The following is a 14,734-nucleotide window of genomic DNA, read 5'->3' as shown; positions in this document are numbered from 1 at the left end:
AGACCCCGGCCCCGGCCGAGACCGCGCCGGCCGAACCGGCGATCGTGCCGGCCGCCACCGCCACCCCGCCGGCCGGCCCGGCCCCGGTGGCCGGCACCGACTACAACGAAATCCCCGGCGGCCAGCCGTTCGAGCCGGTCGCCGGCAAGATCGAAGTCGCCGAAATCTTCAGCTACACCTGCCCGCACTGCGCCCAGTTCGAGCCGATCCTGCTCGACTGGCGCAAGAAGCAGACCGCCGACGTCAAGTTCACCCCGATCGCCGGCCCGTTCGGCGGCAATCCGATCCCGTTCGAGAAGGCCTTCTACGCCGCCCAGACCCTGGGCCTGGTCGACAAGACCCACGAAGCGATGTTCCGCGCCGTGCACATCGACCAGTCGATCGATTTCCGCACCGTCACCGACGCGAAGTTCGGCGAGTTCTACGCCAAGTACGGGGTCAAGCCGGCCGACTTCATCGGCACCATGAACAGCTTCGCGATCACCGCCAAGGGCAAGCGCGCCGAGCAGTTCATGCAGCGCTCCGGGGTCAGCGCGAGCCCGAGCATCGTGATCAACGGCAAGTACCTGGTCACCACGGTCAAGGGCTTCGACGACATGCTGCGCGTCAGCGATCACCTGATCGCGCGCGAGCGCGCCGCGATGGGCGCTGCGCCCGCCGCCGCGCCCGCGGCGGCGCCGGCGGCCGAGCCGGCCAAGAAGAACTGATCGGCTTCGCGGCTTACCCGGACCGGGCATGACCACTCGCCGGCTGCGCCTGCTCAGCGCGAACATCCAGGCCGGTTCCAGCACGCGTCGCTATAGCGATTACGCGACGCGCAGCTGGTCGCACGTGCTGCCCGCCGGCAACAAGCGCGGCAGCCTCGACACCATCGCCCAGCTGGCCGGCGAGCACGACATCGTCGGCCTCAACGAAAGCGATCCGGGCAGCCTGCGTTCGGGCTTCACCAACCAGACCCACTACCTGGCCCAGCGCGCCGGCTTCGATTACTGGAGCCACCAGCCCAATCGGCGCGTGGGCAACGTCGCCTCCAGCGCCAACGGCCTGCTCAGCCGGCTGGAGCCGCGCGAAGTGGTCGACCATCCGCTGCCCGGCCGCATCTCCGGCCGCGGCGTGCTGATCGCGCACTACGGCAGCGGCGACGACGGCCTCACCGTCGCCGTCGCCCACCTCTCGCTGGGCGCCGGCTCGCGCGCCTCGCAGCTGGCCTTCATCGCCGAACTGCTGCACGACCACCCGCACGCGGTGCTGATGGGCGACTTCAACTGCTCCGCCGACAGCCCCGAGATGCAGGCGCTGTTCCGCGACACCCGCCTGCAGCGCCCCGCCGACACCCTGCCGACCTTCCCCAGCTGGCGCCCGCAACGCGCCATCGACCACATCCTGCTCGGCGACGGCCTGGGCTACATCGCCGCCAAGGCGCTGCCGGCGGCGCAATCGGATCATCTGGCGCTGTCGCTGGAATTGGACGTGCCGGATCAAGCGTTGCGCTGAGGCGGCCATGCCGGCGGCTGCCGGCGCGTTGCGAAGCTCGACCAGCCGCAATCCTTTCGGCCACGTTCGGCTTGCGCAAAGCCGCCCGCTTGCGTCGTTCAGCGCAGCGTCCCGCCGAACCGCCCATCCCCCGACCGACGCGCCCAGGTTGCGTTGACGCCCACGCCGGCTTCGCCGACGCTGCGCTGCCGTCCCAGCGCGACGCAGGCGCCATGCCCACCCTGATTCTCACGCCTCGCCACAGCGACGACTCGCAAGCGCTGTGGAAAGCCGCCGCACGCCAAGGCTGGTCGATCGAACGGCTACACGGGTGGCGCGTACCCGAGCATTTGCGCGCACTGGAGGAACCGGTGTTCTATGGCGAAGCCTTGTTCGCCCCCGAACTCGGCGCCGCGCTAGGGCTGCGCCTGGACAATCCACCGGAAGACTGGCTGCCGACGCTGCCTTACGAATACCGCTTGCGCGAGATCGTCCTCAGCACGCTCGGCGCCCAGCGCGCACGGACCGAGCCGGCGTTCGTCAAGCCGCCCAACGACAAGAGCTTTCCCGCGAACGTTTACACCGGTGCCGGCCTGCCGCAGGGCTACGACGAAGAGATGCCGGTGCTCGTCGCCGAGATCGTGCGCTGGCGCTGCGAACTGCGCTGCTTCGTGCTCGACCGTAGGCTGCGCACGTGGTCGCTGTATTCGCGCCACGGCGAGCTCGCGCGCGACAGCGGATTTGCCAGCAGCGAGGAAGAAGACGCGCAAGCCACGGCGTTCCTGCAGCGCATGCTCGACGACCCGCGGGTGGCGCTGCCGCGCGCCTGCGTGATCGACGTGGGCTGCATCGAAGATCGGGGTTGGGCCTGCGTGGAGCAGAACGCGGCCTGGGGCGCGGGTTTGTACGCCTGCGATGCGCAGCTTGCGTTGGAGGTGATCCGTTACGCATCGGTGCGCGAGGGATAGTGCGGTTTCGCCGTAGTCGAATTGTCGCGGTCGCGACTTGCGTCGCTCCTACATGGGGAGACGAAACTTGCCGGAGATCCTGTAGGAGCGACGCAAGTCGCGACCGCGACAACCCGACTACGACGCACGCCTCATCGCAATCGAACGCCCCAAAAACGAAAACGGCCGGCGCCTCGCAGCGCCGGCCGTCGTTTCACGTGGTCGCGTTAGCCCCGGATCAGAACCGCAGATCCGCCCGCACGTAGAAGAACCGGCCGCCCGGGATGTCGTAGGTGGACGCGTCGTAGCCGTTGAGCGAGCACGACAGGCACACCGGCGGATCCTTGTCGAACACGTTGTTGACGCCGCCGGTGACCTGCAGGCCCTTGAGCAGTTCGAAGCGATAGCCCAGCTGCAGGTCGTGGTAGGTCGTCGGCGACAGCTTGTTCTCGCCGGTGACGTGGTTGTCGCAGTACGGCGAATCCAGCGCCGAGGCCTGGCAGGTCTCGGTCAGCTCGGAAATGTGGCGGATCGTCCACGAACCGGTCCAGGCGTTGCGCTTCCACGACAGGGTCGCGTTGGAGGTCCACTCCGGAATCGCGCTGTCGTTGACTTCCACGCCCGGCTTGCGCGGCTGCACCTGGCCGGCGGCGCCGAGCGCGTCGTACTGGGTCACCCAGGTGTTCTGCCAGGCCAGCTTGAACTGGCCCCACGAGGTTTCCGGCAGGGTCCAGAAGAAGTCCACGTCCCAGCCGGAGGTCTTGATCGAGCCCAGGTTGGTCAGCTTGTTCTCGAAGCTGGAGATGCCGCCCACGCTGGAACGGGTGATGCCGTTGCAGTACAGCGGGTCGAGCGTCTGCACGCACAGGTTGAGCTGGGTCTGCGCGTCGATCGCCTGCACCGCGCCTTCCAGCGAATGGCGGTAGTAGGTGACTTCGAAGTCGAACTTGTCCGACCACGGCACGCCCGCGGCCCAGGCCGGGCTGTAGACGAAGCCGGCGGTGAAGCTGCGCGCGGTTTCCGGTTCCAGGTCCTTGTTGCCGCCGGTCTGCACCGAGATCTGGCTGTTGGCCTGGGCGGCGCCGGCCGGCACGCCGAGCGCGGCGCAGTTGGCGCGGTTGCCGGTCGGCGGGGCGCCGGTGATCGAGATCAGGCACGGATCGCTGAGCTGCAGGTCGGCGCGGCTGGCCGAGCCGTACAGCTCGCCGATCGACGGCGCGCGGAAGCCTTCGGCGTAGGTGGTGCGCAGCAGGAATTCGTCGGCGACTTGCCAGCGCAGGCCGTACTTCGGCGTGAACTGCCCGCCGAAGGTCGAGTAATCCGAATAGCGGCCGGCCAGGCTCAGGTCCAGGCTCTTGCCGAACGAACCTTCCTTGATCAGCGGCAGGTTGAGCTCGACGTAGGCTTCGTTGACGTCGTAGGAACCGCTGGTCGGCAGCGACTGGGTGCCGTTGTAGTAGCCGGCCACGGTGATCGGGTCGGGCGAGTACGAACCTTCGTACTTGCGGTACTCGTAACCGGCCGCGAACGACAGCGGGCCCGCCCACAGGTTGAACAGGTCGCCGGAGAAGTTGGCGGTGAAGGTCTTGAGCTTCTGCTCGCTGCGGTCGCGCACGACCGGGCTGATCCAGCTCAGCATCTGCGGGGTGATCGTGCCCGGGCCGCCGAACAGGTTCAGCGGCACGCAGCCCGGGGTCGCGGCGCACACCGCCGGATCGCCGAGCGCGATATTGATGTTGCGGATGTTGTAGCTGCCGCGGTTGGTCTGGTCGGCCTTGTTGCGGCTGTAGGCGGCGTTGACGTCCCAGAAGAAGGTGCGGTCGCCCGCGTCGAAGCTGCCTTCCAGGCCGCCGGCCACGTACTGGGTGTCGACTTCCTGTTCGAAGATGCGCGGGCCGCCCTCGACCGGGCGCCGGGCCAGGGTGATCAGGTTCGGGTTGGCGCCTTCGGAGGTCAGGTCGATGCCGAAGGGGTTGTACGGGTTCAGGCGCGAGATGGTGATGCGCTCGGACCACGGATTGCCGGTGCCGGCGTCCAGGCCGAGGAAGATCGGCTCGGGCGCGGCCTGGTTGACCGACTCGCGGCGGTTGTACAGCGCCTTGACGTAGCCCTGCACGTTGTCGGTGAAGTGGTAGCGGAACTGGCCGAACGCGCCGGTGCGCTTGGACGGCGTCAGCAGCATGTTCTCGCGGGCGAAGTTGTAGCGATTCGCGCCGGTGAAGGGGATGAAGTCCTGCGGGAAGCGCACGCCGTTGGGATAGCTGGTGCCGTTGGGCGTGGTGAGGTTGCAGGTGCCGCCGGCGCAACGCGGGTCGGTGAAGATGAAGCGGCCGTTCGGCGTGGCCGAACTGCCGGTCTCCACGCCCAGGCCCGGCACCGGGAACGCGGCGACGGCGCGGTCCTTGGAGTACACCGGATCCTGGTCGACGTAGCTCAGGCCCAGGAACAGGTTGGCGCGGTCGGTGTTGAAGCCCCAGGCCAGGTCGACGCCCTGCAGCTCGCCGTCGCCCTTGCCGTACTGGCCGTAGTTGAGGCTGATCTGGCCGCCGTCGAAGTTGCGGCGGGTGATGATGTTGACCACGCCGGCGATCGCGTCGGAGCCGTACAGCGAGGACGCGCCGTCCTCGAGCACTTCGATGCGCTCGACGATGGCCAGCGGAATCGTGTTGAGGTCGGTCGCCGCGCCCACGCCGGAAGCGGAGGACTCGTTGACCCAACGCATGCCGTCGACCAGGACCAGCACGCGCTTGGGGCCGAGGTGGCGCAGGTCGACCTGGGCCGAACCGGCGCCGATGCCGTCGCCGTTCGGCGAGAAGCCGAAGTTGCCCGAGGAATTGAACTTGGTGTTGAGCGCGGAACCCGCGCCGGTGAGCTCCTGGACGATGTCGCCCAGCGAGGTCAGGCCGGTGCGTTCGATGTCGTCGCGGCTCAGGGTCTGGACCGGAACCTGGCTTTCGATCTCGGCCTTCTTGATGCGGGTGCCGGTGACCTGGACCGTGTCGAGCGTGGTGGCGTCCTTGCGCGGTGCGGCGTCCTGCGCGGCGGCGAGGCCGGGCAGCGCGACCAGCAGGGACAGTTGGATGGCTTTCGCCAGGGCATGGCGACGCGACGGCTTCATTAACTCTCTCCCTCTAATTGGCGTGGCTAGCTCTGATGGCTATTGGCGTGCCGGCCGGACCGTGCCGGAGGCAACCGAAAGGTTGTAAACAATCCGTGAATCCGCCACAAGGCGCAAAATAGGAGTACTTGCCAAACCGGTCGCACTTTTGTTCGGCCTGCGACCAGGCCCGGCATAAACGGCGGATGCGGCATAGCCGAGGCCGCCCGTTCAGGCCGCAAGGGCCCCGGGCGAGCAGCGCGCTGAAAAAACGTGATTGAGTTGGCGGAATCAGCCGCCGAGCAGCAGGCTCACCGCGACCAGGATCAGGAACGCCGCGAACACCCGCTTCAAGGTGTCGCCATGCAGGCGATGCGCCAATCGCGTGCCATGGGGCGCGGCGATCACCGAAGCCACGGCCACGCCGATCGCCGCGGGCAGGTACACATAACCGATCGCGTACTGCGGCAACGCGCCCGGCGGCGCGTTGAAGGCATAGCCGATCGCGCTGGCCAGGCCGATGGCGACGCCGCAGGCCGAGGACGTGCCGACCGCGCGCACCGGCGCCACCCCGCGCCAGACCAGCAACGGCACGGTCATGCTGCCGCCGCCGATGCCGACCACCGCCGACACCGCGCCGATGCCCACGCCCGCGCCCGACATCGCCGCGCCCTGCGGCGGCGGCGCGTCCTCGCCGAGCGCGGCGCGCGGCTTGCCGAACAACAGCTGCGCCGCGGCGATGAGGCAGTAGCCGGCGACGATCCAGCGCAGCCATTCGCCGTCGATGCGCACCGCGACCCAACTGCCGAGCCAGCCGCCGACGAGCAAGCCGGGCACCATCCAGCGCACCGTCGGCCACAGCACGCTGCCGCGCTTGGCATGCGCGCGCGCCGAGGCGGTGGCGGTCAGCACGATGCTCGCCAGCGAACTGGCCAACGCGGTATGCATGGCCGCTTCCTGCGGAATGCCGAACGCCGGCGCGATCCAGGCCAACGCCGCCACCAGCACCAGCCCGCCGCCGACGCCGAGCAACCCGGCGAGCACGCCGGCGATGGCGCCGAGGACGAGGAAGACCAGCCAGATCGCCATGCGCTGCGTTCCATATGCGGGCCCTCGATTCTGCACGCCCGTTCGCGACCTGGATAGCCGACCGCAGCGACTGTAGGAGCGACGCGAGTCGCGACCGCGACAATACAGCTACGACGTAGGTTTCGACGCAGTTGCGTTGTCGCAGTCGCGACTCGCGTCGCTCCTACAGTCGTCCCACCGTCACCACGTCGCGACCGCGTTCGCGCTTCGCCCTCGTCCACGCTGCGTTCACATAAGACATTCATGCGCGCTCGGCTATAGTCCGGCGATGCTCCCGCGCCCTCTTCCCCTGCTCGCCGCCGCGCTGATCGCGGCCATCGCCACCACCGCCTGCGCCCAGACCACCGCGTCGACGCCGGCGCAGCCCGCGCCCAGGCCGCCGGCCTTGCGCGCGCCGCCGGCGCCCAGCGTCGATCCGCAGCTGCCGCGCGTGCGCGCGGCGCTGGACGCGGCCGAACGCGCCGGCTTCGACGCCGGCCAGTACGCCGACATCGCCCGCCATCCGCTGTACGGCTGGGTCGAGTACGCCGCGCTCCGCCGCACCATCGACAACGTCAACGATGGCCAGGCCCAGGAGTTCCTCGCCCGCCGCGGCAATGAGGCCTCCGGCGAAGCGTTCCGCGAAGTCTGGCTGGCCGCGGCCGCGCGCCGCGAAGACTGGAACGCCTTCCTCGCCGCGTGGACGCCGAAGAACCGCGCCGGCAAGGACCGCGGCGCGCAGTTGCGCTGCGCCGAATTGAACGCGCGCCAGGCGCTGGGCCGCGCCGACGCGCAATGGACCAAGGATGCCCAGGCGATCTGGCGCAGCAGCGGCAAGTCGCTGCCCGACGCCTGCGACGCGCCGTTCGCGGTGCTGGCCGCGCAGGGCGGGCTGACCCCGGAACTGCGCTGGGAACGCATCGACGCCGCGGCCGCCGAATGGCAGCCGGCGGTGATGCGCGCCGCGGCGCGCGGATTGCCGGCGGATCAATTGGCGCAGGCGAACGACTACGCGGCGTTCCTGGACAATCCCAACGAACGCGCGCTCAGCTGGCCCAAGACCGAACGCAGCCGCAGGATCGCCAGCTTCGGCCTGGCCAAGCTGGCCAAGGCGCAGCCGGCCAGCGCCGAGGCGCAGTTGCCCAAGTACGCCAACGCGCTGAATTTCAGCGACGAAGACCGCGGCCGCGTGCTGTACCAGGCGGCGCTGTGGTCGGTGGCCTCCTACGACGCCGAATCCGCGCGCCGGCTCAACGCCGTGCCCGAGGTCGCCTATGACGAGCGCCTGCACGAGTGGCGCGCGCGCGAAGCGATGGCGCGCTCGGACTGGAACGCGGCGCTGGCGGCGATCCGCAAGATGGGCGCCAGGCAGCGCAGCGAATCGCGCTGGGAGTATTTCGAAGCGCGCCTGTCCGAACGCGCCGGCGACAAGGCCACCGCCAACCGCCTGTACCGCGAGGCGACCAAGAACGCCGACTTCCACGGCTTCCTGTCCGCCGACAAGCTCGGCGCGCCGTACACGCTGTGCCCGCTGCAGCCGGCCGACGCGCCGGCCGCGCGCGCGCAGGTGGCGCGCGACCCGGCGCTGGTCCGGGCGCTGGGCCTGTTCCAGATCGAACGCGCGGCGTGGGCGATCCGCGAATGGGACGACGCGCTGAGCCGCTTCGACGACACCCAGCGGCGCCTGGCGATCGAGATCGCCCAGGGCTACAACTGGTTCGACCGCGCGGTGTTCTCGCTCAACAAGGCCCCGCAGGAGCAGCGCCTGTACTACCTGCGCTTCCCGCTGCACCACGGCGAGACCATCCGCCGCGAATCGCTCAAGAACGGCATCGACCCGGCCTGGGTCGCGGCCGAAATCCGCGCCGAGAGCATCTTCAATCCGACCGCGCGCTCCGGTGCCAACGCGATGGGGCTGATGCAGGTGCTGCCCGGCACCGGCGCGCAGGTGGCCAAGAGCCTGGGCCTGCCCTGGGGCGGCGCGGCCAGCCTGTACGACTCGGACACCAACATCGTGCTGGGCACCGCGTACCTGCGCCAGTTGCTCGACAAGTACGGCGGCCAGCCGTACTTCGCCATGGCCGGCTACAACGCCGGGCCGGCGCCGCTGAACCGCTGGCAGTCGCAGCGTCCGGGCATGGAGCCGGATTTCTGGATCGAGACCATCAGCTACAAGGAAACCCGCGAGTACGTCGCCCGCGTGCTGGCCTTCAGCGTGCTCTACGACTGGCGCATGAACGGCGACGCGCTCAACGTCAGCGATCGCCTGCGCGGCGTCACCGACGCCAGGCGCAAATCCTTCGTCTGCCCGGCCACCGCCGCCACGGCCAGCGCGCCGCTGCCGGCGGAAACCGAGTGAGGCCGCCGCCGTGGCCCGTCGTCACGTCCTGATCCTGGGCGGCACCGGTTTCGTCGGCCGCCACCTCGTCGCCCATCTGCTGCGCGAGCGCTGGCGCGTCACCGTGCTCAGCCGCGGCGTGGATCCGTCGAAGAAGCAAAAGCTCAGCCGCGACGCCAGCATCATCGAAGGCGACGTGGCCAACCCGGATTTCCTGCGCGCGGTGCTCGACGACGTCGACGCGGTGGTCAACCTGGTCGGCATCCTCAACGAGCAGGGCGACAGCGGCCGCGGCTTCGAGCACGTCTACGTCGAATTGCTGGAGGCGCTGCTGGAGGCCATGCGCGACATGGGCGTGCGCCGGTTGCTGCAGATGAGCGCGCTCAACGCCGGCACCGGCCACAGCCACTACCTGGAAGCGCGCGGCCGCGCCGAGCAGAAGGTGCGCGCGTCCAGGCTCGACTGGACCTTGTTCCGCCCCTCGGTCATCGCCGGCCCCGGCGACGGCCTGTTCTGCCGCTTCGACGCGCTGCTGCGCTACGCCCCGGCGCTGCCGATCGGCCGCGCCGACGCGCGCTTCCAGCCGGTGTGGGTCGGCGACGTAACTCAGGCCTTCGCCAACGCGCTGGCCGACGACGCCCACGTGCAGCGCAGCTACAACCTGGTCGGGCCGCAGGTCATGACCCTGGGCGAGATCGTCCGCGCCAGCGCGCGCGGCCGCGGCCGCCTGCGCGCGGTGCTGCCGCTGCCGGACGCGCTGGGCAAGCTGCAGGCCGAGATCGGCGAACACCTGCCGGGCAAACCGATCAGCCGCGACAACTGGCGTTCGCTGCAGACCGATTCGACCAGTGTAGAGAACGGGCTGCTGAAGCTCGGCATCGAGCCGACGCCGGTGCTGTCGCGCCTGCCCGAAATCCTCGGGGCCTGACTGTAGGAGCGGCGCGAGCCGCGACCGCGACATCGCGCTTGCGTCGTATGCATGGTTTCGCGGTCGCGGCTCGCGCCGCTCCTACAGGGGCTACGGCCACTGCGCTAGGATGCGCGGCACACCTCACGCGAAAGGAATACGCCATGGGCCTGCTCGATACCCTGCTCGGCCACGCCGGCGCCAAGTCCGCCGACAAGATCAACCAGGATTTCGGCGCGCTGCTGGCGCCGGGCGAGACCGTGCAGCGCGCGTTCGGCGAGATCCGCGACCTGATCGTGTTCACCGACCGCCGCCTGATCCTCGTGGACAAACAGGGCGTGACCGGCCGCAAGACCGAATTCCTCAGCCTGCCCTACCGCAGCATCGTCATGTTCTCGCTGGAAACCGCGGGCCATTTCGACCTGGAAGCCGAGTTGCGGCTGTGGGTGTCGGGCCAGCCCAACCCGATCGTGCGCCACCTGGGCCGCAGCGCCGGCGCGGAAGACATCGTCGCGTTGCTGGCGCAGAACGCGCCGCGCTGAAACCCGGCGGCATCGGCACTTCGCAGGCGACGAGGACGGCGACGCCGCTTCGTTCCGATCGCCGGCCAGGCGGAACGGATCCGCATCGGCAAACATCGCCTCGCGGTTCCACGGAGAAAACCCAATGAAGACTTATCTCGTCGGCGGCGCGGTCCGCGACAGCCTGCTCGGCCTGCCGGCGGGCGATCGCGACTACGTGGTCGTCGGCGAAACCCCCGAGGCCATGCTCGCCGCCGGCTTCAAGCCCGTGGGCAAGGATTTCCCGGTGTTCCTGCACCCGGACACCGGCGAGGAGTACGCGCTGGCGCGCACCGAGCGCAAGTCCGGCCGCGGCTACCGCGGCTTCGTCGTCGACGCCGATCCGGCGGTGACGCTGGAAGACGATCTGGGCCGGCGCGACTTCACCATCAACGCCATCGCCCGCGACGAGAGCGACGGCCGCCTGGTCGACCCTTACGGCGGCGCGCGCGACCTGGAAGCGAAAGTGCTGCGCCATGTCGGCGAGGCGTTCGTCGAAGATCCGCTGCGGGTGCTGCGCGCGGCGCGCTTCATGGCCCGCTTCGCCGCGCACGGCTTCCGCGTGGCGCCGGAGACGATGGCGCTGATGCGGCGCATGGCCGAATCCGGCGAGCTGGGCGACCTGGTCGCCGAGCGCGTATGGCAGGAACTGCGCCGCGCGCTGCGCTGCGAAAAGCCGTCGGCGTTCCTGCGCACCTTGCACGAGGCCGCCGCGCTCGGCGTCGTGCTGCCGGAAGTCGAAGCGCTGTACGGCGTGCCGCAGCGGCCGGAGTACCACCCGGAAGTCGATACCGGCGTCCACACCGAGATGGTCGTGGACATGGCGGCCAGGCTCGCGCCCGGCGACGACCTGATCGGCTTCGCCGCGCTGACCCACGACCTGGGCAAGGCGCGCACGCCGGCCGAGCTGCTGCCGCGCCACCACAACCACGAGCACAACGGCCTGGAGCCGCTGGCGCAGCTGTGCGCGCGGCTGAAAGTGCCGACCGAGCATCGCCTGCTGGCCGAAGCGGTCTGCCGCGAACACCTCAACGTGCATCGCCTCGGCGAAATGCGCCCGCGCAGCGTGTACGAACTGATCGCGCGCTGCGACGGCTGGCGCAACCCGCAGCGCATCGAGCAGATGGCGCTGGTGTGCGAGGCCGACAAGCGCGGCCGGCTGGGACTGGAAGACGGCGACTACCCGTCGCGGCAGGCGCTGGTCGATGCACTGCACGCGGCGCTGAAGGTGCGCGCGAGCGATCTGCCGCCGGGCCTGAGCGGCCCCGCCGTCGGCGAGGCGATGCGGCGCGCGCGGATCGCGGCGATCGCGGAACAACGCAAGCAACAAAACTGAAGCGATGCTGCGTATCTAGATGGTACGTATCTACCTGTAGGAGCGGCGCGAGCCGCGACCGCGACAACGCAACTACGCCGAAACTGGCGTCATGGTTGCATTGTCGCGGTCGCGGCTCGCGCCGCTCCTACAGGGGTGCTGCGAACCGCCGCGGCGAGGCCGCGACGGTTCGCCCGCGATCAGAACCGATAGTCCGCCCGGATGTAGTAGCTGCCGCCGTTCATGCCGAACGGCAGCGTCTCCCAGCCGTACTTGAAGCCCAGCTCCGGGAACGGCGCGCCGTTGACCCGATCCCACTTGTCCGGATAGGTGTCGAAGAGGTTGTTGCCGCCGACGGTGAAGCTGATCTGCTCGTTGAGCTTGTAGCGCACCGAGAAGTCGGCCAGCCACTTGCCGCTCCAGGTCTGCTTGATCCCCGGGGTGAAGCCTTCGCCGGTGACCGGGCCGTAGTAGTTGGCGCGGCCGGTGAACTCCCACGGGCCGGTTTCGTACACGCCTTGCAGGACGTGGTGCTGGCGCGGCTGGCCCTTCTCGATCAGGGTCACCTGGGTGTCGTCGAACAGCACGTTCGGCGGCAGGATCGTCGACTGCGAGCGGCGGTCCTTCACTTCGGTCTTGTTGAAGTGCACCAGCGCGGTCAGGGTCAGCTTGGAACCCGCGGCGAACTCGGTGTTGTGGTTGGCCACCAGGTCGACGCCGGTGGTGCGGGTGTCGATGGCGTTGGTGAAGAACAGCACCTGGCCGACGCCGATCGGATCCAGGATCGCGCGGATCGGGCAGTTGCCGTTGCCCGGCGCGCACGGCTGGCCGTTGGTGCCGACGCTTTCGGGCTGGATGTTGCTGGAGAAGATGATGCGGTCGTCGATGTCGATGCGGAACACGTCCATCGTCAGCGAGAAGCGGTCGCTCGGCTTGAGCACGAAGCCGATCGAGCCGCTCTTGGAGGTTTCCTCCTTCAGCGGCTCGATCCCGAACGCGCGCGTCACCGCGCTGTTCTGGCGCGCGGTCAGGGTGTCGGTGAGTTCGCCGGCGGCGTTGAGGTTGGTCGAGCGCTGGCTGTAGAACAGCTGCTGCACGCCCGGCGCGCGGAAACCGGTGGACACGGTGCCGCGCAGGGCGAACCTCTCGCTGGCGTCGAAGCGCGCCGACAGTTTGCCGGTGGTGGTGTTGCCGAAGTCGGAGTAATCCTCGTAACGCACCGCCGCGCCGAGCAGGAAGCGGTCGCTGAGGTTGGTTTCCAGGTCGAGGTAGGCGGCGTAGTTGTGGCGGCCGTCGTCGACCGCCTCGTTCGGCGAGAAGCCCGGGAAGCCCTGCATGCCCGGCTGCGCGGTGTCGCCGGTCTGGCCGACGATGTTGATCGCGCGGTTGTTGGTGCGGCCGTAGGTGTAGGTCACCGGCGCGCCGGCGCGGATCTGGTACTCGTCCTTGCGATACTCCAGGCCGGTGCCCAGGTACAGCGGACGGTCGTTGAAGCCCTTCAGCGTGCCGCGGAAATCCAGGTTCAGCGTGGTCTGGTCGAACTGCAGCGTGCCGGTGTCGGCCTTGGTCGGCGATTCGGCGTAGATGCCGCCGCCGGGCTTGGGCTCGTACCACCAGCTGACGTTGACCGAGTCGGCCTCCTCGAAGCCGAACTTGCTGCGGCCGCGGTTGACCGACACGTCCCAGTCCCAGTTGTCGTTGATCGGCGCCTTGTAGCCGACCGCGAGCGAGGTGTCGTCGACCTTGGTGCGGATGTTGGGCAGGAAGCCGTTCGGATACAGCGCCGGCACCGTGCGGTTGTCGCCCGGGCTGCGGAAGAAGCCGTAGGAATCGCCCTTGCGCTTGGACAGGCCGCCGAACCAGTACAGCTCGCCGCGGCCGACCGGCAGGCCGCCGTTGAACCAGAAGTAGGCGTCGGTCGCGTCCGCGTCGCCCAGGCGCTGGGTCACCCGCGGCGGGCTCACGCGCAGGCTGTCGGGGCCGGCGCGGTTGGTCGCGCCGCGGTCGCGGTATTCGAACGACATATTGAGGAAGCCGTCGCTGCCGAGCTTGACCCCGGTGTTGACCGAGGCCGAGTAGTTCTCGCCGTCGCCGGCATAGTTCTGGCCGGCCTGCACCGAGACCTGGGTCTCGTTGGTCTGCTTCTTGAGGATGATGTTGATCACGCCGGAGATCGCGTCGGAACCGTACTGCGCGGCGGCGCCGTCGCGCAGCACTTCGATGCGCTCGATCGCCGACAGCGGGATCGCGTTGATGTCGGTGCCGGCCGAACCGCGGCCGATGGTCTGCTGCACGTTGACCAGCGCCTGCTGGTGGCGGCGCTTGCCGTTGACCAGCACCAGCACCTGGTCGGGGCCGAGCGAGCGCAGCGTGGCCGGGCGCAGGATATCGGTGCCGTCGCTGACGAAGGTGCGCGAGAAATTGAACGAGGGCTCGAGCATCTGCAGGATCTGGCCGACCTCGGTGGCGCCGGTCGCGGTCAGCTCTTCCTTGCCGATCACGTCCACCGGCGCCGCGGTGTCCTCGGCGGCGCGGCCGCGCGCGCGCGAACCGGTCACTTGCACCGCATCGAGCGTGGTCGCGTCGCGGCTGGCCGGCGCCGGCGCGGCTTGGTCCTGTGCGGACGCGGCGGGAACGACGGCGATCGCGGCGATGGCGGCGGCGACGGCCAACGCCAGTCGGTGGCGGTACTGCGCTGGGGACATGAGTCGGTTCCTTGCGAAGGTAGAGGCGGGCGGGCGCCCGTGGCCCGCGCTGGAGCCTCACGGCTTCTTAACCTTTTCGCAATACGCCGCGTGACTGTGCCGACTTTGTCTTTGTGACGCTTTTCCTACTACGACGAATCGGCTAGCCAGCGTTCAGACCCGAATGGGTTGCGCGTCACCGAATGGGCCAGCCGTAAAGGTGGCGGGATCGCGCCGCGCAGGCAGGCCGCCGACGTATCCATGAATTCGCTGAAGCGCGCGGCATCGGTGCGCGCAGGCGCCACCGGCCGCAGCGCCGCGATCGTTCGCGGCGCACCGCCGCCG

The 14,734-nt window shown here is 69.3% G+C and carries 10 protein-coding genes; 7 read left to right on the top strand and 3 right to left on the bottom strand.

Annotated elements, in window-relative coordinates:
* The 3 genes from A7A76_RS15990 to A7A76_RS15980 form a co-directional block, all read left to right on the top strand.
* Positions 1-707: thiol:disulfide interchange protein DsbA/DsbL (locus A7A76_RS15990; RefSeq protein ID WP_206412117.1), on the top strand; the 707-nt coding region annotated here is incomplete at its 5' end.
* A 28-nt stretch (positions 708-735) separates the two neighbouring features.
* Positions 736-1,494 (top strand): endonuclease/exonuclease/phosphatase family protein, encoded by a 759-nt coding sequence (locus A7A76_RS15985; protein ID WP_074872605.1) that lies wholly within the window; start codon positions 736-738, stop codon positions 1,492-1,494.
* Positions 1,495-1,565: 71 nt separating this feature from the next.
* Complete coding sequence (locus A7A76_RS15980; RefSeq protein WP_206412116.1) at positions 1,566-2,441, top strand: ATP-grasp domain-containing protein; 876 nt, start codon at positions 1,566-1,568, stop codon at positions 2,439-2,441.
* 217 nt (positions 2,442-2,658) lie between these two features.
* Here A7A76_RS15980 and A7A76_RS15975 read toward each other — a convergent pair whose 3' ends face one another.
* Both A7A76_RS15975 and A7A76_RS15970 read right to left on the bottom strand, forming a co-directional pair.
* A complete protein-coding gene (locus tag A7A76_RS15975) occupies positions 2,659-5,538 on the bottom strand; it encodes a TonB-dependent receptor (protein ID WP_206412115.1) in 2,880 nt (959 codons plus the stop codon).
* A 270-nt stretch (positions 5,539-5,808) separates the two neighbouring features.
* Positions 5,809-6,606, bottom strand: a complete 798-nt coding sequence (locus A7A76_RS15970) for a sulfite exporter TauE/SafE family protein (protein ID WP_241200973.1) — start codon at positions 6,604-6,606, stop codon at positions 5,809-5,811.
* Positions 6,607-6,874: 268 nt separating this feature from the next.
* Between A7A76_RS15970 and A7A76_RS15965 the strand changes: the two genes are divergently transcribed.
* From A7A76_RS15965 to A7A76_RS15950, 4 genes are all read left to right on the top strand, one after another.
* Complete coding sequence (locus A7A76_RS15965; RefSeq protein WP_206412114.1) at positions 6,875-8,944, top strand: lytic transglycosylase domain-containing protein; 2,070 nt, start codon at positions 6,875-6,877, stop codon at positions 8,942-8,944.
* A 10-nt stretch (positions 8,945-8,954) separates the two neighbouring features.
* A complete protein-coding gene (locus A7A76_RS15960) occupies positions 8,955-9,851 on the top strand; it encodes an NAD(P)H-binding protein (RefSeq protein ID WP_206412113.1) in 897 nt (298 codons plus the stop codon).
* A 143-nt stretch (positions 9,852-9,994) separates the two neighbouring features.
* On the top strand, positions 9,995-10,372 hold the full coding sequence (locus tag A7A76_RS15955; RefSeq protein ID WP_206412112.1) for a PH domain-containing protein: 378 nt from the start codon (positions 9,995-9,997) through the stop codon (positions 10,370-10,372).
* 124 nt (positions 10,373-10,496) lie between these two features.
* Entirely contained in the window at positions 10,497-11,726 is a 1,230-nt protein-coding gene (locus A7A76_RS15950; protein ID WP_206412111.1) for a multifunctional CCA addition/repair protein, read from the top strand.
* Between the two features lie 179 nt (positions 11,727-11,905).
* Here A7A76_RS15950 and A7A76_RS15945 read toward each other — a convergent pair whose 3' ends face one another.
* A complete protein-coding gene (locus tag A7A76_RS15945) occupies positions 11,906-14,410 on the bottom strand; it encodes a TonB-dependent receptor plug domain-containing protein (RefSeq protein ID WP_206412110.1) in 2,505 nt (834 codons plus the stop codon).
* Positions 14,411-14,734: the final 324 nt, after the last annotated feature.

The sequence above is a fragment of the Lysobacter enzymogenes genome (assembly GCF_017168095.1).
Taxonomy (GTDB): domain Bacteria; phylum Pseudomonadota; class Gammaproteobacteria; order Xanthomonadales; family Xanthomonadaceae; genus Lysobacter; species Lysobacter enzymogenes_D.
This window is presented reverse-complemented; position numbering and strand designations above follow the sequence as displayed.

What these genes read in the sequence shown, in the direction of transcription:
- A7A76_RS15985 (WP_074872605.1), top strand. Translation starts at nt 736, where the DNA reads ATGACCACTCGCCGGCTGCGCCTGCTCAGCGCGAACATCCAGGCCGGT.
- A7A76_RS15975 (WP_206412115.1), bottom strand. Translation starts at nt 5,538, where the DNA reads ATGAAGCCGTCGCGTCGCCATGCCCTGGCGAAAGCCATCCAACTGTCC.
- A7A76_RS15970 (WP_241200973.1), bottom strand. Translation starts at nt 6,606, where the DNA reads ATGGCGATCTGGCTGGTCTTCCTCGTCCTCGGCGCCATCGCCGGCGTG.
- A7A76_RS15965 (WP_206412114.1), top strand. Translation starts at nt 6,875, where the DNA reads ATGCTCCCGCGCCCTCTTCCCCTGCTCGCCGCCGCGCTGATCGCGGCC.
- A7A76_RS15955 (WP_206412112.1), top strand. Translation starts at nt 9,995, where the DNA reads ATGGGCCTGCTCGATACCCTGCTCGGCCACGCCGGCGCCAAGTCCGCC.
- A7A76_RS15950 (WP_206412111.1), top strand. Translation starts at nt 10,497, where the DNA reads ATGAAGACTTATCTCGTCGGCGGCGCGGTCCGCGACAGCCTGCTCGGC.
- A7A76_RS15945 (WP_206412110.1), bottom strand. Translation starts at nt 14,410, where the DNA reads ATGTCCCCAGCGCAGTACCGCCACCGACTGGCGTTGGCCGTCGCCGCC.